22 protein-coding genes and 1 tRNA gene are annotated in these 23,580 nt (G+C 64.0%); 14 read left to right on the top strand and 9 right to left on the bottom strand.

Translation table 11 applies throughout. From position 1 onward, the window contains the following. Positions 1-11 precede the first annotated feature (11 nt). Together ACIQUS_RS25150 and paaZ are read left to right on the top strand one after the other, a co-directional pair. Complete coding sequence (locus ACIQUS_RS25150) at positions 12-1,247, top strand: OprD family porin (protein WP_403053178.1); 1,236 nt, start codon at positions 12-14, stop codon at positions 1,245-1,247. Positions 1,248-1,304: 57 nt separating this feature from the next. Further along, complete coding sequence (gene paaZ / locus ACIQUS_RS25145) at positions 1,305-3,359, top strand: phenylacetic acid degradation bifunctional protein PaaZ (protein WP_403053175.1); 2,055 nt, start codon at positions 1,305-1,307, stop codon at positions 3,357-3,359. A 112-nt stretch (positions 3,360-3,471) separates the two neighbouring features. Here the strand turns inward: paaZ and ACIQUS_RS25140 are convergent, their stop codons facing one another. Both ACIQUS_RS25140 and ACIQUS_RS25135 read right to left on the bottom strand, forming a co-directional pair. After that, positions 3,472-3,900 carry a hypothetical protein gene (locus tag ACIQUS_RS25140; protein WP_403053172.1) on the bottom strand — a complete coding sequence of 143 codons (429 nt, stop codon included), beginning with the start codon at positions 3,898-3,900 and terminating at the stop codon, positions 3,472-3,474. Between the two features lie 177 nt (positions 3,901-4,077). Next, a tRNA-Val gene (locus ACIQUS_RS25135) sits at positions 4,078-4,154 on the bottom strand. A 187-nt stretch (positions 4,155-4,341) separates the two neighbouring features. Here ACIQUS_RS25135 and ACIQUS_RS25130 point away from each other — a divergent pair. Then, entirely contained in the window at positions 4,342-5,625 is a 1,284-nt protein-coding gene (locus tag ACIQUS_RS25130) for an NAD(P)/FAD-dependent oxidoreductase (protein ID WP_403053169.1), read from the top strand. Between the two features lie 21 nt (positions 5,626-5,646). Here the strand turns inward: ACIQUS_RS25130 and ACIQUS_RS25125 are convergent, their stop codons facing one another. After that, positions 5,647-6,381 carry a peptidase C39 family protein gene (locus ACIQUS_RS25125; protein ID WP_403053166.1) on the bottom strand — a complete coding sequence of 245 codons (735 nt, stop codon included), beginning with the start codon at positions 6,379-6,381 and terminating at the stop codon, positions 5,647-5,649. Positions 6,382-6,542: 161 nt separating this feature from the next. Here ACIQUS_RS25125 and ACIQUS_RS25120 point away from each other — a divergent pair, with 161 nt between their 5' ends. Then, positions 6,543-6,719 (top strand): hypothetical protein, encoded by a 177-nt coding sequence (locus ACIQUS_RS25120; RefSeq protein ID WP_403053163.1) that lies wholly within the window; start codon positions 6,543-6,545, stop codon positions 6,717-6,719. A 72-nt stretch (positions 6,720-6,791) separates the two neighbouring features. On the opposite strand, the gene ACIQUS_RS25115 is transcribed toward ACIQUS_RS25120, so the two are convergent. Continuing rightward, positions 6,792-7,541: a TerC family protein gene (locus ACIQUS_RS25115; protein WP_403053160.1), complete on the bottom strand. Its 750-nt coding sequence runs from the start codon at positions 7,539-7,541 to the stop codon at positions 6,792-6,794. Between the two features lie 30 nt (positions 7,542-7,571). After that, the gene (locus tag ACIQUS_RS25110; protein ID WP_403053157.1) at positions 7,572-7,814 is read right to left on the bottom strand and encodes a hypothetical protein; all 243 of its coding nucleotides are present in this window, start codon (positions 7,812-7,814) and stop codon (positions 7,572-7,574) included. A 135-nt stretch (positions 7,815-7,949) separates the two neighbouring features. Here ACIQUS_RS25110 and nhaR point away from each other — a divergent pair, with 135 nt between their 5' ends. Further along, on the top strand, positions 7,950-8,846 hold the full coding sequence (gene nhaR / locus ACIQUS_RS25105) for a transcriptional activator NhaR (RefSeq protein WP_403053154.1): 897 nt from the start codon (positions 7,950-7,952) through the stop codon (positions 8,844-8,846). Here nhaR and ACIQUS_RS25100 read toward each other — a convergent pair. After that, positions 8,809-9,975: an MFS transporter gene (locus ACIQUS_RS25100; protein ID WP_403053151.1), complete on the bottom strand. Its 1,167-nt coding sequence runs from the start codon at positions 9,973-9,975 to the stop codon at positions 8,809-8,811. The two genes, nhaR and ACIQUS_RS25100, sit on opposite strands and share 38 nt — an antisense overlap. A gap of 217 nt (positions 9,976-10,192) precedes the next feature. Between ACIQUS_RS25100 and sstT the strand changes: the two genes are divergently transcribed. Together sstT and ACIQUS_RS25090 are read left to right on the top strand one after the other, a co-directional pair. Then, complete coding sequence (gene sstT, locus ACIQUS_RS25095) at positions 10,193-11,404, top strand: serine/threonine transporter SstT (protein ID WP_403053148.1); 1,212 nt, start codon at positions 10,193-10,195, stop codon at positions 11,402-11,404. 96 nt (positions 11,405-11,500) lie between these two features. Further along, positions 11,501-12,145 (top strand): YceH family protein, encoded by a 645-nt coding sequence (locus ACIQUS_RS25090; protein ID WP_403053145.1) that lies wholly within the window; start codon positions 11,501-11,503, stop codon positions 12,143-12,145. Positions 12,146-12,235: 90 nt separating this feature from the next. On the opposite strand, the gene ACIQUS_RS25085 is transcribed toward ACIQUS_RS25090, so the two are convergent. Next, complete coding sequence (locus tag ACIQUS_RS25085; protein WP_403053142.1) at positions 12,236-13,054, bottom strand: shikimate 5-dehydrogenase; 819 nt, start codon at positions 13,052-13,054, stop codon at positions 12,236-12,238. 160 nt (positions 13,055-13,214) lie between these two features. On the opposite strand from ACIQUS_RS25085, the gene ACIQUS_RS25080 reads away from it, so the two are divergent. Then, positions 13,215-13,577 (top strand): hypothetical protein, encoded by a 363-nt coding sequence (locus tag ACIQUS_RS25080; RefSeq protein WP_403053139.1) that lies wholly within the window; start codon positions 13,215-13,217, stop codon positions 13,575-13,577. Positions 13,578-13,676: 99 nt separating this feature from the next. After that, complete coding sequence (locus ACIQUS_RS25075) at positions 13,677-13,859, top strand: hypothetical protein (RefSeq protein ID WP_403053136.1); 183 nt, start codon at positions 13,677-13,679, stop codon at positions 13,857-13,859. A 121-nt stretch (positions 13,860-13,980) separates the two neighbouring features. On the opposite strand, the gene ACIQUS_RS25070 is transcribed toward ACIQUS_RS25075, so the two are convergent. Beyond that, the gene (locus tag ACIQUS_RS25070) at positions 13,981-14,916 is read right to left on the bottom strand and encodes a universal stress protein (RefSeq protein ID WP_403053133.1); all 936 of its coding nucleotides are present in this window, start codon (positions 14,914-14,916) and stop codon (positions 13,981-13,983) included. 717 nt (positions 14,917-15,633) lie between these two features. Here ACIQUS_RS25070 and pbpG point away from each other — a divergent pair. Beyond that, the gene (gene pbpG / locus ACIQUS_RS25065; RefSeq protein WP_403053130.1) at positions 15,634-16,557 is read left to right on the top strand and encodes a D-alanyl-D-alanine endopeptidase; all 924 of its coding nucleotides are present in this window, start codon (positions 15,634-15,636) and stop codon (positions 16,555-16,557) included. A 36-nt stretch (positions 16,558-16,593) separates the two neighbouring features. On the opposite strand, the gene ACIQUS_RS25060 is transcribed toward pbpG, so the two are convergent. Beyond that, positions 16,594-17,109, bottom strand: a complete 516-nt coding sequence (locus ACIQUS_RS25060) for a hypothetical protein (RefSeq protein ID WP_403053127.1) — start codon at positions 17,107-17,109, stop codon at positions 16,594-16,596. Between the two features lie 718 nt (positions 17,110-17,827). Between ACIQUS_RS25060 and pvdM the strand changes: the two genes are divergently transcribed. The 4 genes from pvdM to ACIQUS_RS25040 all read left to right on the top strand — a co-directional run bounded on the left by pvdM (position 17,828) and on the right by ACIQUS_RS25040 (position 23,569). Then, positions 17,828-19,183: a pyoverdine-tailoring dipeptidase-like protein PvdM gene (gene pvdM / locus ACIQUS_RS25055; RefSeq protein ID WP_403053124.1), complete on the top strand. Its 1,356-nt coding sequence runs from the start codon at positions 17,828-17,830 to the stop codon at positions 19,181-19,183. A gap of 18 nt (positions 19,184-19,201) precedes the next feature. After that, positions 19,202-20,476 carry an aminotransferase class V-fold PLP-dependent enzyme gene (locus ACIQUS_RS25050; RefSeq protein WP_403053121.1) on the top strand — a complete coding sequence of 425 codons (1,275 nt, stop codon included), beginning with the start codon at positions 19,202-19,204 and terminating at the stop codon, positions 20,474-20,476. Positions 20,477-20,582: 106 nt separating this feature from the next. After that, positions 20,583-21,923, top strand: coding sequence for a lysine N(6)-hydroxylase/L-ornithine N(5)-oxygenase family protein (locus ACIQUS_RS25045; protein ID WP_403053118.1), 1,341 nt, complete (start codon positions 20,583-20,585; stop codon positions 21,921-21,923). Then, positions 21,920-23,569, top strand: a complete 1,650-nt coding sequence (locus tag ACIQUS_RS25040) for a cyclic peptide export ABC transporter (protein ID WP_403053115.1) — start codon at positions 21,920-21,922, stop codon at positions 23,567-23,569. The genes ACIQUS_RS25045 and ACIQUS_RS25040 overlap by 4 nt, the downstream gene beginning before the upstream one ends. Positions 23,570-23,580: the final 11 nt, after the last annotated feature.

Here is a 23,580-nt window from a genome sequence, read left to right as displayed (position 1 = left end):
GCCTAATAACAATGACTCATTTCCGTGTTCCCGCGCCGCTGCTGGCGGCGCTCGGCCTGGCCCTGTCACCTGCGGCCATGGCGGGTTTCATCGAGGACAGCAAAGGCAGCCTGGAGCTGCGCAACTTCTACCTCAACCGCGACTTCCGCCAGAGCAATGCGCCCCAGGCCAAGGCCGAGGAATGGGCCCAGGGCTTCACCGCGCGCCTGGAATCCGGCTTCACCGAAGGCCCTGTCGGCGTTGGCCTGGACGCCATCGGCGAACTGGGCATCAAGCTGGACTCCAGCCGCGACCGACGCGGCACCGGCCTGCTGCCCTTCGGCCCGACCAGCCAGGAGCCGGTGGACGACTACAGCGAGCTGGGCCTGACCGGCAAACTGCGCGCCTCCAAGAGCACGCTACGGCTGGGCACCCTGCAGCCGTTGCTGCCGGTGGTCACCTATAACGACACCCGCCTGCTGTCGGCCACCTTCCAGGGCGGCATGCTGACCTCCCAGGAAATCGACGGGCTGACCCTGAACGGCGGTCGCCTGACCCGCGCCAACCTGCGCGACTCGTCCAGCCGCGACGACATCGGCTTCGGTGCGGCCAGCAGCGACGCCTTCGATTTCGCCGGCGGCAGCTACGCGATCAATCCACAACTCGCCGTCAGCTACTACTACGGCAAGCTGGAGGACATCTACCGCCAGCACTTCGTCGGGCTGATCCACACGCTGCCCCTGGGTGGCGGCTTCAGCCTGCGCAGCGACCTGCGCTACTTCGACAGCAGCGAGGACGGCCAGCAGCGTGCGGGCGTGATCGATAACCGCAACTTCAACGGCATGCTCAGCCTCAGCCACGGCGGCCACCGCGTCAGCACGGCCTGGCAGCGCATGTCCGGCGACAGCGCCTTTCCCTTCCTCAACGGCGGCGATCCCTACTCGGTGAACCTGGTGACCTTCAACACCTTCACCCGCGCCGAGGAAGACGCCTGGCAGCTGCGCTACGACTACGACTTCGCCGCCCTCGGCGTACCCGGCCTGAGCTTCATGACCCGCTACGTCGACGGCCGCAACGCCAGGACCGTAACGGGCGATCACGGCGAGGAATGGGAACGCGACAGCGACCTTGCCTACGTGGTGCAGAGCGGCCCGCTCAAGAACCTGAGCCTGCGCTGGCGCAACGTCACCTTCCGCTCCGGCAACGGGCTGACCACCGACGTCGACGAGAACCGCCTGATCCTCGGCTACACCCTGGCCCTCTGGTAAGCCTTGCGGCCGGCCCACACAGGCGCCGGCCGCCCCCGACACCCTGGAGAATTCCTGATGAGCAACACCCCTACCCTGCAAAGCTTCATTGGCGGCCGCTGGATCGGCCAGCACGGCGCCCAGTCCCTGCGCAGCGCCATCAATGGCCAGCCCCTGGCGTGCACCCATGAAGAAGTGCTGGATTTTGCCGAAGCCGTCGCCCATGCCCGCCAGCGCGGCATCGCCGAACTGATGGCCATGGACTTCCAGCAGCGCGCCGCGCGCCTCAAGGCCCTGGGCAAGTACCTGCTCGAACGCAAGGAGCAGCTCTACGCGCTGTCCCACCACAGCGGCGCAACCCGCGCCGACAGCTGGATCGACATCGAAGGCGGTGCCGGCACCCTGTTCACCTACGCAAGCCTGGGCAGCCGCGAGCTGCCGTCCGGCAATGTGGTGCATGAAGGCCCGGCCATTGCGCTGGGCAAGAACAACACCTTCGCCGGCAGTCACATCCTGGTGCCGCGCGGCGGCCTCGCCGTGCATATCAACGCCTTCAACTTCCCGATCTGGGGCATGCTCGAGAAGTTCGCCCCCAGCTTCCTGGCCGGCATGCCGTGTATCGTCAAGCCAGCCACCGCCACTAGCTACCTGACCGAAGCCACCGTACGCCTGATGGACGAATCCGGTCTGCTGCCGGCCGGCAGCCTGCAGTTGATCATCGGCGGCACGGGCGATCTGCTCGACCGCCTGCAAGGCCAGGACGTGGTGACCTTCACCGGTTCCGCCGACACCGCCGCCAAGCTGCGCGTCAACGCCAACCTGGTGCGCAACTCGATCCCGTTCAACGCCGAGGCCGACTCGCTGAACTGCGCGATCCTCGCCCCGGAAGTCACCCCGGACGACGAGGAATTCGACCTGTTCGTCAAGGAAGTCGCCCGCGAGATGACCACCAAGGCCGGACAGAAGTGCACTGCGATTCGCCGCGCCATCGTTCCAGCCAAGCACATCGACGCGGTCGCCGAGCGTCTGCGCGAGCGCCTGGCCAAGGTCGTGGTCGGTGATCCGTCGGTGGAAGGCGTGAAGATGGGTGCGCTGGCCTCACATGCCCAGCAGGCCGACGTCGCCGAGCGCGTCGCCGCGCTGCTGCAATCGAGCGACCTGCTGTTCGGCGCCAGGGACGGCTTCGCCCCGCGTGGCGATGGCGTCAACGAAGGCGCGTTCTTCGCTCCGACCCTGCTGCGCAGCCGCGATCCGCACGCCGAAGGCGGTGCCCACGATATTGAAGCCTTCGGTCCGGTTAGCACCCTGATGGCCTACGATGACCTCGACGAAGCCATCGCCCTGGCCGCCCGCGGCAAAGGCAGCCTGGTCGCGAGCCTGATCACCAAAGACCCACGCGTTGCTGCCAAGGTGGTACCCGCGGCAGCCGCGCTGCATGGTCGCCTGCACATCCTCGACCGCGAATCGGCTGCCGAGTCCACCGGCCACGGTTCACCGCTGCCGCAGCTCAAGCACGGCGGCCCGGGCCGTGCCGGCGGTGGCGAGGAGCTCGGTGGCCTGCGTGCGGTCAAGCACTACCTGCAGCGCGCTGCGGTACAGGGTTCGCCGAGCATGCTGATGGCGGTGGCCGGCGAGTACGTACGCGGCGCCAAGGTCTACGAGAGCGAGGTGCACCCGTTCCGCCGCCACTTCGAGGACCTGCAGATCGGCGAATCGCTGCTGACCCACCGGCGCACCGTCACCGAGTCGGACCTGGTCAACTTCGGCTGCTTGTCGGGCGATCACTTCTACATGCACTTCGACGACATCGCCGCCAAGGACTCGCAGTTCGGCAAGCGCATCGCCCACGGCTACTTCGTACTGTCGGCGGCGGCTGGCCTGTTCGTCTCCCCCGGCGTCGGGCCGGTACTGGCCAACTACGGCCTGGACACCCTGCGCTTCATCACCCCGGTGGGCATTGGCGACACGATCCAGGCGCGCCTGACCTGCAAGCGCAAGATCGACCAGGGCAAGGTCAGCCCGAAAGGCGAGCCACAAGGCGTGGTGGCCTGGGACGTCGAGGTGACCAACCAGAACGGTGAGCTGTGCGCCAGCTACGACATCCTCACCCTGGTGGTCAAACGCAACGCTTGATAGCAATCAGTGAGCGGTTCTGCCTTCCACTGGCTAGCTGTAGGAGCGGATTCACCGGACCGGTGAATCCGCTCCTACGAAAAGGCAATGGCTGGCACCGAATCGCCCTTCGCTAGATGACATTGGCACAGAACAGATCGTGATTGCCGTCCGCAGCACTGCCGCGCACCACCAGGGCATAGTTGCCCGAGCGCAGGCTATCAAGTGACATCGGTGCGACTTTCACCAGCGCCATACCAGACCCAAGGCGATCCGAACTCACGGTTTCATTCATCGAGTAAGCCGGCTTGCCACTCAGGCCGCCGCACGCCCCCGTGTAAAGGTAGGTGTAGAGACGAGCAGGTAGTGTCGTTGAATCGGGTACACCACTGACAGCGATCCAGATTTGGGTCTCACTGCCCATCGATACCAGGCTGGCATGGGCGACACGCCCGGCGTTGTAGTGGGTTGCATTCATTGGGACGCCGACTACCTGATGATCAGGCGCTGTAGCGCAACCTGACACTGCTGCAACAAGCACCAACGCAGATAGGATCTTCATCGCAGGACTCCTTACAAGCAGGACGCATGAAAGTTATCCCCCCGTTAATTCTAGCGTTGCTGTCTATTCAGGCTTTTCTTCGGATAGTCGGTCACCGGCAGGACGGCGCGCAGAAAGCAAAAAAGGCGACCCTTTCGGATCGCCTTTTTTGTACCGCCAGCAGGGGCGGATTTGATGTGGTAGGCACAATTGGACTCGAACCAACGACCCCCACCATGTCAAGGTGGTGCTCTAACCAACTGAGCTATGTGCCTGCTGTGAGGCGGCATTCTACGGAATCGACAGACAGTGTCAACTCTTTTTTTCACGCTAAGCCACTGAATCTTAAAAATATTTGTAAAAGCAGGGGGTAAAGGATTTTCAACACACGACTAGCGGGTGTTTATTATTATTGATAGCATCGGTACAGTCGTAAAAAATATAAAACAGAGGTTTCGCAGCATGGCTAACACCCCCTACCCACAGTCCTACTACGCCGCATCGGCCAATCCGGTTCCGCCGCGCCCGGCGCTGCAGGAAGAGGTACAGACCGATGTCTGCGTGATCGGTGCCGGCTACACCGGCTTGTCCAGCGCCCTGTTCCTGCTGGAGAACGGCTTCAGCGTGACCGTGCTGGAAGCCGCCAAGGTCGGTTTCGGCGCCTCGGGTCGCAACGGCGGCCAGATCGTCAACAGCTACAGCCGTGACATCGACGTCATCGAACGCACCGTCGGCCCCAAGCAGGCGCAACTGCTCGGCCAGATGGCCTTTGAAGGCGGGCGTATCATCCGTGAGCGCGTGGCCAAGTACAACATCCAGTGCGACCTGAAGGACGGTGGCGTGTTCGCCGCCCTGACGCCCAAGCAAATGGGCCACCTGGAATCGCAAAAGCGCCTGTGGGAACGCTTCGGCCACACCCAGCTGGAGCTGATGGACCAGAAGCGCATCCGTGAAGTGGTCGACTGCGACCAGTACATTGGCGGCATGCTCGACATGAGCGGCGGCCACATCCACCCGCTGAACCTGGCCCTGGGCGAAGCCGCCGCGGTCGAGTCGCTGGGTGGCAAGATCTATGAACAGTCCCCGGCCGTGCGCATCGACCGTGGCGCCAACCCGGTAGTACACACCCCGCAAGGTAAAGTGCGGGCCAAGTTCGTCATCGTCGCCGGCAACGCCTACCTGGGCGGCCTGGTGCCGGAGCTGGCCGCCAAGTCCATGCCGTGCGGCACCCAGGTGATCACCACCGAGCCACTGGGCGAAGAACTGGCGCGCAGCCTGCTGCCCCAGGACTACTGCGTCGAAGACTGCAACTACCTGCTCGACTACTACCGCCTGACCGGCGACAAGCGCCTGATCTTCGGCGGTGGCGTGGTCTACGGTGCCCGTGACCCGGCGAACATCGAAGCGATCATCCGTCCGAAGATGCTCAAGGCCTTCCCGCAGCTCAAGGACGTGAAGATCGACTACGCCTGGACCGGCAACTTCCTGCTGACCCTGTCGCGCCTGCCTCAGGTCGGCCGCCTGGGCGACAACATCTACTACTCCCAGGGTTGCAGCGGCCACGGCGTCACCTACACCCACCTGGCGGGCAAGGTACTGGCCGAGGCCCTGCGTGGCCAGGCCGAGCGCTTCGACGCTTTCGCCGAACTGCCGCACTACCCGTTCCCGGGTGGCCAGATGCTGCGTGTGCCGTTCAGCGCCCTCGGCGCCTGGTACTACAGCCTGCGTGATCGCCTGGGCTTCTAAGCCCCCTGCCCGCCTGCGCCGTCACTGCCCCAGGGCTTTGACGGCCTGGCGGGCCGCTTGTTCCTGGCCTGCCTGGGCCAGGTCATTGGCCGCCTTCAGCCAGCGCTGACGGTCAACCTGGGCCGGCAACTGGCCCGGTTGCTGCACCAGCACCGCCCAATTCCCTTCCTTGTTCCACGCCGAGCTGAAATCGTCGAAGCCCATCAAGCGACGCCGGTTCATCCCTGCGCGCAACAGCACCCGCTGCTTGTAGCTGTCGTAGCCGACCAGCAAGGCATAGCGCGGCTCAGCCCAGAACGCCGAGCCCTCGGCGAAACGCAGCAGCACCGGGTTGCCGGCGGCCACCTGGGCCAGCAAGGCTTCGAGTTTCGGCTCCAGTGGGTAGACCACCATGCCGTACTGGCGGGCGACGTTCTGTACCGAGTCCTGCAACTTGTCCACGCCCTGGGGCAGGCCCAGCGGCTGGTCGAGCAGGCCTGGGGTGATGCGCACGCCCTGCTGCGAGAGGATCGCGGCCAGGGCCATGGCGGCGCTCTGGTTGGCATTGCCGCGGTAGAACGGCACCGAGCCGATCTCGACCCGCTGGGGCAGCCCCTTGATCGGCGCCGGCGTGCTGGCGCAACCGGCCAGGGCAAGGGCCACCGCGCAGGCCGCCAACAGGCGCCGCGGGGTGGTGAATGAAGAAGACAGTGGCAGCATGAACACTCGCTTGTGCTGATGCCCGGCAGACAGCGCCCGGCCCTGGATGGCGATCATAGGCCGACCGGCAGTTCGGGTATAGCCTGGGGAGCATTTAGCACAAAGCGGCCCAAGGGCCTGGACCATCGGTCAATGGCCTGCAATGCGCCTTGGGCTAGACTACAGGGGTGTCTGCTGGGCAAGCATGGAAGGCTGGCCCGGGATTCCTGGAGGTAGCAATGAGCCTGACAATGGCAATTCTGATGTTGGTCGGCGCCTGGCTGAGTGTCGCCGCCGCCATGCTCTGGGGTGTCATGCGCATTGCGCGCCGCCACCACCCGCACCCTACCCTGCCTAAACAATCCAGCGAGGCTGTGCCAGCACGACGTAGTCGTCGGCATGCCAATGCACATTGATTCCTGAAACGCATCGCGGGACAAGCCCGCTCCTACCGATTGTGCAGGAGCGGGCTCGCCCCGTGATTTGCATCAGCCCTCAGCGGCTTCGCGTTTGATCCGCGCCCGGCGCGACATGATGTTCAGCACTTCGATCGCGGTGGAGAACGCCATCGCCGCATACACGTAGCCTTTCGGTACATGGGCGCCGAAACCTTCGGCGATCAGGGTCATGCCGATCATGATCAGGAAGCCCAGGGCCAGCATCACCACGGTCGGGTTGTCGTTGATGAACTTGGCCAGCGGGTCGGCAGCCACCAGCATCACGATCACGGCGCTGATCACGGCGATGATCATGATCGGCAGGTGCTCGGTCATGCCCACGGCGGTGATGATGCTGTCGATCGAGAAGACGATGTCCAGCACCAGGATCTGGCCGATCGCGGCAGCAAAGCCCAGGGTGATGGTCGAGGACGCCTTGGCTTCAGCCTGGGCGCGCGGGTCGACGCTCTCGTGGATTTCCTTGGTCGCCTTCCACAGCAGGAACAGGCCACCGGCGATCAGGATCATGTCCTTCCAGGAGAAGGTATGGCCGAACACATCGACCACAGGCTCGGTCAGCTGGACGATCCAGGCCACGGTGCTGAGCAAGCCCAGGCGCATGACCAGGGCCATGCTGATACCGATGCGGCGCGCCTTGGAGCGGTACGCCTCGGGCAACTTGTTGGTAAGGATGGAGATGAAGATCAGGTTATCGATGCCCAGCACGATCTCCATGGCCACCAGGGTGGCCAGGGCTACCCAGGCGGTCGGGCTTGCAGCGAGTTCCAACAAGTATTCCATGAATCAATCCTGAATCGAGGTAAGGGGTGGTCAGATTTCTTTGGCGCTGTCGTCGCGCTCAGGCTTGGCGGCTTTGTCAGCGCCCTGGGAGCCAGTGGCTTCGCTCAGGGCCTGCTGGGCCGCTTCGTTGGTTTTATCGATGGCCTCCTTGGCCGATTCAGCTGCCTGGTTGAGCATCTGCTGGGCTGACTTTTCCGCCTGCTCGCAGCCGCTCATGGCGAACAGGGCCAGCAGCAACACCAGGGGTGTACCGATGGATTTGAGTTGCAGCATCTGTGTTTCTCCATGTCAGTGATCGGCGCCCACTCAGTGGCACCGTGATGGCTGGGAATTCTAAATATCTCGATACATCAGGAAAATTCGTATTTTCAGCGGTTATACTTCGGTTTTTCCGAATCGGCAGCCTCCATGCTCAATTACCGACAGCTGCATTACTTCTGGGTCGTGGCCCGTACCGGCAGCATCGTGCGTGCCGGCGAGCAACTGAACCTGACGCCGCAGACCATCAGCGGCCAGATCACCCTGCTGGAGCAGACCTACGGCATCGAACTGTTTCGGCGGGTCGGCCGGCAACTGGAGCTGACCGAGAGCGGCCGCCAGACCCTGGCCTACGCCGAGCAGATGTTCCAGATCGGCGGGGAGCTCGAGGCCATGCTGCGCGCACGTCCTGACGAACAGCAGATCCTGTTCAGGGTGGGGGTGGCCGATGTGGTGCCCAAGTCCATCGTCTATCGTCTGCTGGCGCCGACCATGGACATGGAAGACGCCCTGCGCCTGAGCTGCCGTGAGGACAAGCTCGAACGCCTGCTGGCCGACCTGGCGATCCAGCGCCTGGACCTGGTGATTTCCGACAGCCCCATGCCCAGCCACCTGGACATCAAGGGCTACAGCCAGAAACTGGGTGAGTGCGGCATCAGTTTCTTTGCCACCCCTGCCCTGGCGGCGGAGCTGGGCGAAGGCTTCCCCGCCTGCCTGCAACACGCGCCCCTGTTGATTCCTGGCCAGGAAACCGTGGTGCGCAGCCGTTTACTGCGCTGGCTGGCCGAACAGCAATTGCAGCCCAGGATCGTCGGCGAGTTCGACGACAGTGCCTTGATGCAGGCGTTCGGCCAGTCCGGCAGCGGCATTTTCATCGGCCCCAGCGTGATTGCCGATGAAGTCTGCAAGCAATATGGCGTCGAGCTGATCGGCCAGACCGACGCGGTGATCGAGTCGTTCTACGCCATCTCGGTGGAGCGCAAGGTCAAGCACCCGGGCATTGTCGCCATTACCGAGGGGGCTCGCCGGCAGCTTTTCCATTGGTAGCCCGTGCAAGCGCAAGCGCCAACAGCACCGAAACGCCGATCAGCACGGCGGCGGCATAGCCGAGACTGGCCAGGCCCAGGTGGTCGATCACCCGGCCACCGATCATCGCGCCCAGGCCGATGCCCAGGTTGCCCCCGGCGATGTTCAGCGAGGCGGCGAAGGCCGGCGCCTGGGGCGCGGCCTTGATCAAGCGCACATGGCTGACCAGGAACAACGCCGCCTGGGTGGCGCCCCAGATGGCCAGCGCCACGATCAGGCCCCAGCTGGAATGGATGCTCGGCACCAGGGCAATCAAGCCCACCAGCATCAGCGCGCAAAAACCGGCAGAGGCCAAAAGCGCATGGCGATCCACCGCCCGGCCGCCCAGGCTATTGCCGATCATGCCCACCGCGCCGAAGCCCATCAGGTACCAACCGACCCGCGTACCGTCGAAACCGGCCAGGCGTTCGAGGATGTCGGCCAGGTAGGTATAGGCGGTGAACATGCCGCTGAACACCAGCACCGACAGCAGCACATGACCTTGCAGCAGGGGGCTGCGCAGGATGCCGAACTGGCTGCGCAAGGAGGTGGCCTGGTTGTGGCGAGGGGTATGGGGCAGATACAGGTACAGCAGCAATGCCTTGGCCAGCGCCAGCAACGCCAGCAGGGCGAAGGCCGCACGCCAGCCCAGGGCATCACCGACCAGGGTACCGACCGGGATGCCGAACACCGTGGCGCAGACCACGCCGAAGCTGATCTTGGCGATGGCCCGTCCGGCATAGGCCGGGCCGACGATGTCCACCGCCGTTTCGCTGGCCAGCGCCCAGAACACCGGCAAACCCAGTGCCGGCAGCAGGCGCGCCAGGCCCATCACATAGATGTTCGGGGCCAGGGCCGCCAGGGCGTTGCAGGCGGCGAACAGCACGAGGATGCCGACAAACAGGCGCTTGCGCTCCCAGCGGGCGCACCAGGCGGTCAGGAACGGCCCGACGCACGCCACGGTGAAGGCGAACAAGGTCACCAGCAAGCCCGCCTGCGGCACCGTCACGGCGAGGTCCCGGGCAATACCCGGCAACAGGCCGACAATCACGAATTCGGTGGTCAGTACAGTGAAGCCGGCCGCGGCCAGCAACAGAATCGGCAGTAACATCTACACTCCAGCCAGCTAAACATCCACGGCCCGCAGCCGTTTCAAAGGGGCGCGCATACTACACGCCCGTCCTATCGCCTGACACAGGGCAATCACCAAATGTGACCCGCTGTGCTAAAGTCGCGCCCCTTTCACGCACCTGACCGCCTGGCGCCCCCCGTATTGCTGGCGTCGCGACAGGTCCGCTGCCCTCGTACAAGACAGAGAAACACCCGACATGACACCTGTTCTAAAGCTGTTGAACCGTACCAGCCTGGTACTACAGATCATGATCGGCCTGGTGGCCGGTATCGCACTGGCCCTGATCGCCCCGGACATCGCCCTGAGCCTGGCGTTCATCGGCAAGGTGTTCGTCTCCGCCCTCAAGGCCGTGGCGCCGATCCTGGTGTTTATCCTGGTCATGGCCTCGATCGCCAACCACCGTCACGGCACCGAGACCCATATCCGCCCGATCCTGGTGCTGTACCTGTTCGGCACCTTCGCCGCCGCCGTGGTCGCGGTGATCGCCAGCATGATGTTCCCCTCCTCCCTGGCCCTGAGCACTTCGGATGCGGCCCTGAGTGCTCCCGGCGGCATCACCGAAGTGTTGCAAAGCCTGCTGCTGAGCGTGGTCGACAACCCGATCAGTGCCCTGATGAACGCCAACTTCATCGGCATCCTGGCCTGGGCCATCGGTCTGGGCGTGGCGATCCGTCACGCAGGACAAACCACCCGCACCGTGGTCGAAGACCTGTCCAACGGCGTGACCCTGATCGTGCGCGTGGTCATCCGCTTCGCCCCGCTGGGCATTTTCGGCCTGGTCGCCTCGACCCTGGCGCAGTCGGGCCTTGACGCGCTGCTGGGCTACCTGCACCTGCTGGCCGTGCTGATCGGCTGCATGCTGTTCGTGGCCCTGGTGGTCAACCCGCTGATCGTAGGCTGGAAGATCCGTCGCAACCCGTTCCCGCTGGTGCTGCTGTGCCTGCGCGAAAGCGGCATCACCGCCTTCTTCACCCGCAGTTCGGCGGCCAACATTCCGGTCAACCTGGCCCTGAGCGAGCGCCTGGGCCTGCATGAAGACACCTACTCGGTATCGATCCCGCTGGGTGCGACCATCAACATGGCCGGCGCTGCGATCACCATCACCGTGCTGACCCTGGCTGCCGTGCACACCCTGGGCATCGCCGTCGACATCCCTACCGCCATTCTCCTGAGCGTGGTCGCGGCCATTTGCGCCTGTGGCGCCTCGGGCGTGGCCGGTGGCTCGCTGCTGCTGATCCCGCTGGCCTGCAGCCTGTTCGGCATTCCCAGCGAAGTGGCCATGCAAGTGGTGGCCGTGGGCTTCATCATCGGCGTGCTGCAGGACTCGGCGGAAACCGCGCTGAACTCCTCCACCGACGTACTGTTCACCGCCGCGGCCTGCATGGCCGAGGAGCGCCAGGCCGCCTGAGCCTGACCGCCAGCCGGTGCGCCTTGCACCGGCTGCTTGTGTTTTACCCTGTCGCGCACCTAGGCTAGAGACCTTTCTTCGCATAGAGACAGGGCCATGTCCGCCGAACACGAATCCGCTTCCGAAGCCCGTTTCACCAGCACCGAGATCCGCGTTCTCGGCTCGTTGATCGAGAAACAGGCCACCAGCCCGGAAACCTACCCCCTGACCTTGAACGCCCTGGTCCTGGCCTGCAACCAGAAGACCAGCCGTGAGCCGGTGATGAACCTCAGCCAGGGCCAGGTCGGCCAGGCCCTGCGCGCGCTCGAAGGCCAGGGCCTGACCCGCCTGCAGATGGGCAGCCGCGCCGACCGCTGGGAGCAGCGGGTGGACAAGGCCCTGGAACTGGTACCGGCCCAGGTCACCCTGCTGGGCCTGATGTTCCTGCGTGGGCCGCAGACCGTCAACGAGCTGCTGACCCGCAGCAGCCGCATGCACGAATTCGAAGACGCCGAGCAGGTGCTGCACCAGCTGGAACGCCTGATCGCCCGGGGCTTTGCCTTGCACCTGCCGCGTCAGGCCGGGCAGCGTGAAGATCGCTACACCCATGCCCTGGGCGATCCGGCCGAGATCGAGGCGATCCTTGCTGCGCGCCAGCAGGGGCCGGAGCGCAGTGCCGGCGGCGTAGTGTCGCTGGAGCGGATCGAGGCGCTTGAGGCGCGAATTGCGGCGCTGGAAGAGCGCCTGGCAGCCCTGGAGTAAGTGCCTCGTCGCAGGCTTCGCCAGCTCCCACAGTGCCTTGGGCTGCCCCGCCCCTGTGGGAGCCGGCAGCGCCGGCGATAGGGCCCACCCTCAGCCTCGGGCGTAGGCCACCGCCTGCGCCACCTGCTCCGCCGTCGGCCGCACCCCGGTGTACAGCACAAACTGCTCCAGAGCCTGCAAGGCAATCACCTCAAGCCCGGTGATCACCGGTTTGCCCAAGCGCTGGGCCTCGACGATCAACGGCGTCTGCGCCGGCATCGCCACCACATCGAACACCTGTTGGGCCGCCGCAATCGCCTCGGGCGAGAACGCCAACTGGTCAGCCTCGACCCCTCCAGCCATGCCGATCGGCGTGACATTCACCAGCATCGGCGGGCACAAGTCGCCCAGCTCCGCCTGCCAGCGATAGCCACAGCTGTCTGCCAGCTGGCGACCGGCCTGTTCGTTGCGGGCAACGATGATGCCTTGAAGGAAACCAGCGTCACGCAAGGCGCATGCCACCGCCTTGGCCATGCCACCGCTGCCGCGCAGGGCAAAGGCAGTGGACGGATCCACCCGATGCTGCTCAAGCAACTGACGCACGGCCAGGTAATCCGTGTTGTAGGCCTTCAGGTGGCCGTTGCAGTTGACGATAGTGTTGATCGAGTCGATGGCCGCCGCCGACGGGTCGATTTCATCGACCAGGGCCATACAGGCTTCCTTGTAGGGCATCGACACGCCACAACCGCGAATGCCCAGGGCACGGATACCGCCCACCGCGGCCGGCAGGTCCTGGGTGGTCATGGCCTTGTAGTAATAATCCAGGCCCAGTTGCTGGTACAGGTGATTGTGAAAGCGCACGCCGAAGGTGCCGGGACGACCGGCCAGGGAGATGCACAGGACGGTGTCTTTGCCAGGAACAAGGGCCATTTGATACTCCTTTGCGATCGATCTGGCATCATGCACGGCGGCGGTCCCGACCGTTGATCGGCGCTTACAAAACCTTTACTCAGACCCGCTGTGCAGCGCCCGGTTCCCGCTGTCTTATAGAGGTATCCCCGGCATCGGGGTTGCTCTGTGAGGTGTCCGTATGAACCGTCATGTTCCCGAGATCGCCCTGCTGATTGGCGCCCTGGCCGCCAGCGGGCAGGTAGCCGCCCATGGCGGTGGTCATGGTGGCGGCCATGGCTGGTATGGACCGGGCGCGGTGGTCGGTGCGGCCGTGGTCGGTGCAGTGGTCGGTTCGGCCCTGTATGGCCCCCGCGAGCGCACGGTATATGTCGAACGCCAGCCGATCTACTACAGCCCTCCACCGGTGTATTACCAGGGGCCGCCCCCGGTGTATTACCAGCAGTATCGGGTGATCGAGCGCTATGGTCCGGCGCCACCCCCCTACTACCGCGAGCGCTACTACGGCCCACCGCCGGTGTACTACGGCCCGCCGCGCTGGTGAGGCTGTGTCGATGGCAGTGATGACGACTATCGAGCCGGTTGATTTCAACCGGCCTGCGGTAGCGCGTAAGGTGGGGCCATGAATCGCAGGAGAACCCCCATGGCCCCTATCAGCATCATGTCCGTCATCGGCAGCGCCGTTCCCGCCTCGCTCAGGGAGCTTGGCTTGCTGGCCTGCTGGTACGTGGTCCGCGAGGGCGAACCGGTTTCCGGGCCCTTTACCTCGCTGCCCGCCGCGAAGGCCCTGGCCGACCACCTGGAAAATCCCGGCCTGTGCGCCTGAGGATCGAAACCCTTTTATCGTGCGTTGCTCCGCACAGCCCCTTGCCCCGCCCTTTGGCGGGGTTTTTTATGGGGGTGCGATGGCGTGCCGGGCGCTGTAGCACGAACCTGGCCACCTGGGGTCAGGTTCGGTGGTGATGATGGTTGTGGTGGTTGTAAGGCCAGGCGGATGCGGCGATTTCGTCCGGCGAAGTCAGTGGCGGCGCGGCGAGTTCTTCCAGGTGCAGGATGATGTCGTTCGGTTTGAGCACCAACACGTCGGTGTCCAGAGCGTCCAGAATCATCTCGGCGGTGTTGCCGATCAAGGCGCCGCTCAACCCGGTACGGGCCACACTGCCAATCACTGTGAGCACTGCTTCGAGCTTGTGCGCCAGGTACGGAATCAGCACATCGGGCGGTCCTTCTTCCAGATGCAGGCATTCGTCGCTGATGTGGAACTCGGCCTGGAACCGGCTGCACTGGTCGCGATAAAAGCCCTGGATGCTCTCCTTGAGCTGAAAGACCGGATCACTCGCCGAGAGCATGGGATAGGGATGGGCGCTCATCATGTGCAGCGTACCGCCTGCCAGCTTGGCCACGTCGTAGCCGTGGCTGACGATGCCCGACTGCAGGACGCGATGCTCCACGTCACTGCTGCCGGCATCCACTGCCGCGAGAATGGTGCCGCCGGTCCAGTCCCTGTCCGTTTTCACCATGAGCACCGGGCTTGGACAGTAGCGCATCAGCTTCCAGTCCTCAGGGGTGATCAGGGCCTTGACCACCGGGTTGTCAGTCACGTGCTGTTTGATCACCAGGCCGCAACCCTGTGCCTGTTGCACGGCGATAATGGTCTTGTACGTACTTCCATGCCAGGCCTGCTGGGCACTGACGCTATACCCCTCCTGCTCCAGGGCGCCTTGCAGGTCGTTCAAATAGGCGCCGTGATGGTTGCCCTTGGTACACGCCAGCAGGTGCAGGTGTGATCGGGTCGCGCTGGCAATCATTTTCGCTCGGTGCAGGATCAGGTCCCCGGGCTGCTGCGAGTCCACCACCACCAAGGTGTTGCGAACGGTGTGCATGAGCGTCTTCCTGTGCGTGAATAGCGTTTTGGAAACGGCTGTTGATCGCTCTTACCACTGCGCAAACTGACGCTCCAGTGCTGCCGCTGGTGTTTCACTGTATTTACTTGGAGAGGTGTTAGTTGTAACGCGGCAGATACACTTGCTGCTGGAAGTTCCGCGTTACTTGCGCCCGAATCGCCACGGATATTGAAGCGAATCAGCCGCTGCGTGGCCGCCCCGCGCAAGCGGGCGCCCTGCCCTGGTGGCACGCATCGAATGGCTCCCCAACGAATGAACCGCACCCTGCGTTCAAAGGGCGCTTATTAAGATGCATCAATGTGACTGGCCGTTACACAGCTTGTCGGCCGAGTTAGTTGATTTATACCTAATAAAGTACCGGGCAAACCGTATTCGATCTTATGACGCCATACAGTTTCCGCTGTTCGTTATTCCCGACGCAGGCGCACTTTTCGATAGGTGCTGCGCCGGACATGCCGGCCTCGCAGCCCTGAGCCCTTGCCCGGCGACTGGATCCAATCAACCACTGGTCGGCGCGAGCAGATTTGAATGCCGGCTGATCGGTATGGAATGGGTACAGGATTAAATTTCGTTCATATTTGGCCCGGCAAATACAGGGCAATCGACAGCCGTTGAGCCATACTCCAGAATGCAGCGGTTTTTTGGGGGAAAACCCTTGCACAGCCAACAACATACCAATATCTAGTGAGCCTCGACGTGAAAACCTCCCTATCGATACTAAGCCTGCTGCTGTTGCTCACAGGTACCGCGACTGTCACCCCAGTCGCCGCTGCGCAACCCCCGGTCCAGGAGCAACGTGACCCCTCCAAACTGCGCCTGGCCTCCGGCGCCGCCCTGTTGATCGATTTGCAGACCAACAAGGTGCTTTACGCCAACAACGCGGACCGGGTGGTGCCTATCGCCTCGGTGACCAAGCTGATGACCGGCATGGTGGTGCTCGACGCCAAGCAGAACATGGACGAGATGCTGACCATGACCATCGCCCAGAACAAGGAAATGAAAGGGGTGTATTCACGGGTACGGTTGGGCAGCCAGCTCAGTCGCCGCGAGACGTTGCTGATTACCCTGATGTCATCGGAAAACCGCGCCGCATCCACCCTGGCGCATAACTACCCGGGCGGCTACAACGCATTCATCAAGGCGATGAACGCCAAGGCCAGGGCCCTGGGGATGACCCACACCCGGTACGTGGAGCCCACCGGGTTGTCGAGCCTCAACGTTTCCACCGCCCGTGACCTGGGCAAGCTGCTGCTGGCGTCGCGCAACTATCCGTTGCTGAGCGAACTGAGCACCACCCGCGAGAAGACCGTGTCGTTCCGCAAGCCCAACTACAGCCTGGGCTTTCGCAACACCGATCACCTGGTCAACAAGAGCAATTGGGATATCAGGCTGACCAAGACCGGCTTCACCAACGATGCCGGGCACTGTCTGGTGCTGCTGACGAAGATGGACAACCGTCCGGTGGCCATGGTGATTCTCGATGCCTACGGCAAGTACACCCACTTCGCCGATGCCTCCCGCATGCGCCAGTGGATGGAGACCGGCAGCACCAAGCCGGCACCGGCGGTGGCCATGCGCTACAAGTCCGAGCGTAGTCAGAACCGGCCGGTGGCCGACTGAGGCCTGCACTGCATGATGGCAGGCCTGCCAGGAGGCTCAGGCGCTGGTGCTGACCAGCGAACCTGAGCCACCGCCACCGTTTTCGGTCAGCGCGCGGACCAGTGCGGCGGTGGCCGACGCGAGCGCCCCCATGGTGCTGCTGACCGCCGCTTGGGCCGCGGCAACGGCCGCCATTTTTTCGGTCTCCTCCATCTTGCTGTTCATCACCTGCTGCAACTGCTTCTGCTGTTGCTCCAGCTGCTTTTGCAACTTCTCGATCATTTTGCGCAGTTGCTGGACGTGGGGCGGTTCGCTGTCCGAACTGACTTCGGCGCTGGGCTTGCTGTTATTGCGCATCGCCGATGGATCGATCACCACCTTGCCGTCCTCCGCAGGCTGTGCGGCGCCCTCGGCGCTGGCGTTGATCCGCAGGCCACCGCCCGTGGTACTCGATACAGGGTTCCCGTTCAACACTACGGCACTGATTGCCATGTACTTATCATCCTGATGGGGGCTTGGGTTAACGTCTTTATCGGCCTTTGCACCTAAACCTTGAATCTCACCTGCCGCCATAAATTTGGTTCTTCCCGAAATTTTGGGGGGGATGTTGAGGCTGTGTGCTTATCCATTTCTTGCGGCGAGGCTGCCGGCGCCTTCCGCCTTTACGGCGGCCTACTTTTTTCTTGGTGTATGGGCCGGAGACATGGTTGACACATTATCGCTTGCCATCCGGGTTGTTGAAGTCGATTGTTCTCAGCTTGGAAGCGTGTCTTGCCGCAGCGAATATCCACTACACAATCAACTTTCGAAGATAAAGCCATTCCAGGCGCCGCCCGTAACTTTGCGACTTCAGGAGGCTGAGTGGAGGTGTCTGTAGGGGCCGGTGCGTAGCACCTTCGGCGTAGCCGAAGAGCGCGAGCCGTAGACTTGGCGAAGCAAGTCGTAGGCCGCGTGGCCCCGGAAGACACCGGAGCGAAGGGACCCGAAGCGAAGCGTAGGGCCGTATGTAGGAGCAGGCGGTTTTGCCTACTTTTTCCAAGAAAAAAGTAGGCCGCCGTAAGGGCGGAAGGGGCCGGCAGCCTCGCTGCATTGAATGGATAAGCTCGCATCCTCAACACCCAAGCCCAAGCCCAAGCCCAAGCCCAAGCCCAAAGACTATACCTCCCGGAATTCCGTGAAGGACCATAAATTCACCCCCTCGCCATTCGTCCCTCCTGATACCCGCGCTTTGTCCAGCGACCCGCCTGCGAGCCGCGAAAGCCGTTCCGATCAGCCCAGCAACGAGATGGCAATGACCAAGACCCGTTCCCGCAAAGCCCTGTACATCGGCCTGCCCCTTGCCCTGGCGGTGGCCCTGGGCGCCGCCGCTGCCGGTTACCTCTACTACCAGAAAAACGCCGGCTACCCGCGCCAGATCGTCGAACAGGCCAATGCCCTGCACGAGCACATGCTCTCGTTCGACAGCCATATCACCGTGCCGCTGAAGTTCGGTGGCGAAGGCCAGGAAGTCGACAAGGACGGGCCCGGCCAGTTCGACCTGGTCAAGGCCGGCAAGGGCCGCCTGTCTGGCGCGGCGCTGACCATCTTCGGCTGGCCGGAGCTGTGGAACGGCCCCAACGCCCCGCATCGCCCGACCCCCGGCTTTATCGACGAGGCCCGGCACCAGCAGGAAGTGCGCTACAAGATCATCAGCAACATGGTCCGCGACTTCCCCAACCAGGTCGGCATCGCCTACACCCCGCAGGACTTCCGGCGCCTGAACGGCGAAGGCAAGTTCGCCATATTCATCAGCATGCTCAATGCCTACCCCCTGGGACGCGACCTCGACCAACTGGACCTGTGGGCCAGTCGCGGCATGCGCATGTTCGGTTTCAGCTACGTGGCCAACAACGACTGGGCCGACTCCTCGCGCCCGCTGCCGTTCTTCAATGACACCCCCGATGCCCTCGGCGGCCTGTCGCCCCTGGGCGAGCAGGCGGTCAAGCGCCTCAACGACCTGGGCGTGATCATCGATGTGTCGCAGATGTCCACCCTGGCCCTGGAAGACGTCGCGCGCCTCTCCCGCACGCCGATGGTGGCCTCGCACTCGGCGCCGCGGGCGCTGGTGGACATTCCGCGCAACCTCAGCGACAAGGAAATGCAGCTGATCAAGAACAGCGGCGGCGTGCTCCAGGTGGTGGCCTTCGGCACCTACCTCAAGCCGCTGAGCAAGCCGAGCCTGGACAAGCTCGAAGCCCTGCGCACACGCTTCGATCTGCAACCCCTGCAGGGCCTGGCCAACGCCCTGATGCCGGGCGACGCGGTGATCGCCATCTGGCCCGAATCACGCTTCGGCGACTATGCCGGCAGCCTCTACGACATCGTCGACCAGGAGCCCAAGGCGTCGCTCAAGGACTATGGCGACGCCATCGACTACGCGGTGAAGAAGATGGGCATCGACCACGTCGGCATCAGCTCGGACTTCAACGACGGTGGCGGCCTGAACGGCTGGAAGGATGTCAGCGAGATTCGCAACGTCACCGCCGAGCTGCTCAGCCGTGGTTACTCCGAGGCCGACATCGCCAAGCTCTGGAGCGGCAATTTCCTGCGGGTCTGGGAGCAGGTGCAAAAGGCCGCACGCCCTGTCGCCAGCATTTCCACTCCTTGAACCAGGCAGCCTTCGACCATGACTGACCGTCGTACCTTTCTCAAACAGGCCGGCCTGCTCGCCGCCAGCCTGCCCTTGCTGCCACAGGCCCTGGCGGCGGCAGCACCCGACTTCAGCGGCAAGGACAAATGGCAGCAACTGCGCCAGCTGTTCCCGCTGGACCCCAGCTACGCCCACTTTGCCAACTTCCTGGTCACCGCCCACCCACGCCCGGTGCAGGAGGCCATCGACTACTACCGCGCCGAGATCGACCGCAATCCGGCGCGCTGGGTCGACTGGGAAACCGAGATCGAATGGCAGCGCGAAGGCGAAGTGCGCGAGTGGGCGGCCCGCTACCTGAACGTGCGCCCCCGCCAGATCGCCCTGACCGGCAGCACCACCGAAGGCCTGGGAATGATCTACGGCCGGCTCAAGGTCGCCGCCGACCAGGAGATCCTCACCACCGAACACGAGCACTATGCCACCCGCAAGACCCTGGAGTTCCGCCAGCGCCAGGAAGGCACCCGGGTGCGCAAGCTGCGCCTGTTCCAGCAGCCACGCGATGTTTCCACCGACCAGGTACTGGGTACGATCGACAAGGCCATCAACGCCAACACCCGGGTGCTGGGCATGACCTGGGTGCACTCGGGCAGCGGGGTCAAGCTGCCGATCGGCCAGATCGGCGAGCTGGTGCGCCAGCACAACCGCAACCGCGACGAAGACCGGCGCATTCTCTATGTGGTCGACGGGGTACACGGCTTTGGCGTGGAGAACGCCAACTTTGCCGATTTCAACTGCGACTACTTCATCTCCGGCACACACAAATGGATGTTCGGCCCGCGTGGCACCGGGATCATCTGCGCCGCCTCCGAGTCGATGCAAAACCTGGTGCCGACCTTCGCCACCTTCTCCGAAGACAAGGACTTCGCCACCATCATGACCCCCGGCGGCTATCACGCCTTCGAGCATCGCTGGGCGGCGGGCAAGGCCTTCGAGCTGCACCTGCAGCTGGGCAAGGCCGAGGTCCAGGCGCGCATCCACCAGCTCAACGATTACCTCAAGCAACACCTGCTCGAACACCCGGCCATCGAACTGGTGACGCCGCGCAACCCCGACTACTCGGCCGGCTTCACTTTCTTCCGGGTCAAGGGCCAGGACCCCGACGCCCTGGCCAACTACCTGGTCGAGAACCGTATCGTCGTCGACGCCGTGGACCGCGATGCGGGGCCTGTGCTGCGCATGGCGCCGGGGCTGCTCAACGACGAGGCGCAGGTCGACCGGGCAATGGCCTTGCTGCGCAAGAAGATCGGCTGAGCACAGCAGTAAATTCTGCCACGGACGGCTCGTTCTATCGGTGTACTTGCGCAGGACCAGGGGCGCTTTGCCAAGCCCCCTCCCGACCATCCAAGGAACCGTCCCCATGAGCCAGTCCCCCTCCTTCGACACTATCCACGACCTGATCGGCGTCGGTTTCGGCCCTTCCAACCTGGCCCTGGCCATTGCCCTGGAAGAACTGGCCGAAACCAACGGCCATGCCCTCGACGCCCTGTTCATCGACAAACAGAGCGACTACCGCTGGCACGGCAACACCCTGGCCACCCAGAGCGAACTGCAGATCTCCTTCCTCAAGGACCTGGTGTCCCTGCGCAACCCCACCAGCCCCTACAGCTTCGTCAACTACCTGCACCAGAAGCAGCGTCTGGTCGACTTCATCAACCTGGGCACCTTCTACCCGTGCCGGCTGGAGTACAACGACTACCTCAAGTGGGCCGCCGAGCATTTCGCCACCCAGGCCGTCTATGGCGAAGAAGTACTGCGTATCGAGCCGGTACTGGACAAGGGCGAGGTCGAGCACCTGCGCGTGATCTGCCGCGACCCGCATGGCCGCGAGCACAGCCGCCTGGCCCGCTCGGTGGTGGTCGGCAGTGGTGGCACGCCGAAGATCCCCGAGGCCTTCGGCGCCTTGCGCGATGACCCGCGGGTGTTCCACCACTCGCGCTACCTGGCGGCCCTGGAGCAACTGCCCTGCGCCCAGGGCAAACCCATGCGCATCGCCATCATCGGCTCCGGCCAGAGCGCGGCGGAGGCCTTCATCGACCTCAACGACAGCTTCCCGTCGGTCAAGGTCGACATGATCCTGCGCGGCTCGGCGCTCAAGCCTGCCGACGACAGCCCGTTCGTCAACGAAGTGTTCACCCCCGACTACACCGACCTGGTGTTCAACCAGCCTTCCGGCGAGCGGGCCAAGCTGATCGAGGAATACCACAACACCAACTACTCGGTGGTCGACATCGACCTGATCGAGCGCATCTACGGCATCCTCTACCGGCAGAAGGTCGCCCACCAGTTCCGCCATGCCGTGCTGTGCCGCCGCCAGGTCGAAACCGTCACCAGCAACACCCTGGGCATCGAGCTGACCCTGCGCGACCTGGCGACCCGGCAGACGCAGACCCACCGCTACGATGCGGTGATCCTCGCCACCGGCTACGAGCGCCGCTCGCACCAGAACCTGCTGGCGCCGCTGGCCGATCACCTGCAGGCCTTTGCGGTCGACCGCGACTACCAGTGCCTGGCCAACGAAGGCTTCAAGGCCGCTGTGTACCTGCAGGGTTTCTGCGAGGCCAGCCACGGCCTGAGCGACACCCTGCTGTCGGTGCTGCCGATCCGCGCCCGGGAAATCGGTGAGTCGCTGTACCAGGCCCTGGGCAAACCGGCCGCCCGGCCCGTGATCACTGCACACACCCTCAAGGCGCTGGCATGAACACAAGCTCCCGCGGCGCGACCCGTGAACTCCTGCACCTGCTCAGGCCCTTCTGGCCGATCGTGCTGCTGTCGATTGTCCTGGGCATTATCGGCGGCGCCAGCGTCACCCTCCTGCTGGCCCACATCAACCAGGCCCTGCATGCCCCAGACGGCGTCGCCAGCGGCATGCTCTGGGCCTTCGCCGGCCTGTGCCTGCTGTCGCTGCTGTGCACCGGGTTGTCGGACATCGGCAGCAACTTCGTCGGCCAGAACATCATCCTCAAGCTGCGCAAGGAGCTGGGGGAAAAGGTGCTCTGCGCGCCGATCGACCAGATCGAGCGCTACAAGAGCCACCGGCTGATTCCGGTGCTGACCCACGACATCTACACCATCAGGGACTTCTCCTTCGCCTTCGCCCCGCTGACCATCGCTCTGACCGTCAGCCTCGGCTGCCTGGGCTACCTGGCGATGCTGTCGTGGCCGTTGTTCCTGCTGCTGGTCGGTGGCCTGGTGCTTGGCCTGGGCGCGCAACTGATCGCCCGGCGACGCGCTATCGAAGGCTTCGACAAGGCCCGCGAAGCCGAGGACGAGCTGCAGAAGCAGTACCACGCCATCGCCGAAGGCGCCAAGGAACTGCGCATGCACCGGCCACGGCGCAACCGCCTGTTCAACCAGCGCATCCTGCGCACTGCCGACGCCATCTGCCAGACACAGATTCGCGCGATGAACACCTTCATCGTCGCCAAGAGTTTTGGTTCCACCCTGTTCTTCGTGGTGATCGGCCTGGCCCTGGTGATCGAACGCCTGCTGCCGGGCATGGACAAGGCGGCCATGAGCGGTTTCGTGCTGGTGCTGTTGTACCTGAAGGGGCCGCTGGATCAACTGGTCAGCGTGCTGCCGATCGTCAGCCGGGCGCAGATTGCCTTCCGCCGCATCGCCGACCTGTCCCGGCAGTTCTCCTCCCCCGAGCCACACCTGTTGCTCAACGATCCGAACGTGGCACCGCTGCCGTTCGCCAGCCTGGAACTGCGCAACGTCGGCTATACCTTCGCCCCCAGCCCCGGTGTCGCGCCGTTCAGCCTGGGCCCGGTGAACCTCAAGGTGCAGCGTGGCGAGATCGTCTTCATCGTCGGCGAGAACGGCGGCGGCAAGACCACGCTGATCAAGTTGCTGCTCGGTCTCTATGCCCCGCAACGGGGCGAACTGCGCCTCAACGGCCAGGTTGTGGGCCCCGAGGCGCGCGACGACTATCGCCAGTCGTTCACCACTATTTTTGCCGACTACTTCCTGTTCGACGACCTGGTGCAGGGCGATGCGCACGTTCCCCAGGAGGCCGAGCAGTACCTGCAGCGCCTGCAGATCGCCCACAAGGTCGGCATCGACAACGGCCGCTTCACCACCACCGACCTGTCCACCGGCCAACGCAAGCGCCTGGCCCTGGTCAGTGCCTGGCTGGAACAACGGCCGGTGCTGGTGTTCGACGAATGGGCGGCCGACCAGGACCCGGCGTTCCGGCACATTTTCTACACCGAGCTGCTGCCGGACCTCAAACGCCTGGGCAAGACCATCATTGTCATCTCCCACGACGACCGCTACTTCCACGTCGCCGACCAGTTGGTGCGGATGCACGCGGGCTGCGTCGCCAGCGCCCTGGAAACCGCCTGAGAAGGAACCTT

The organism is Pseudomonas sp. NPDC090755, from assembly GCF_044769005.1.
Classification (GTDB): domain Bacteria; phylum Pseudomonadota; class Gammaproteobacteria; order Pseudomonadales; family Pseudomonadaceae; genus Aquipseudomonas.
This window is presented reverse-complemented; position numbering and strand designations above follow the sequence as displayed.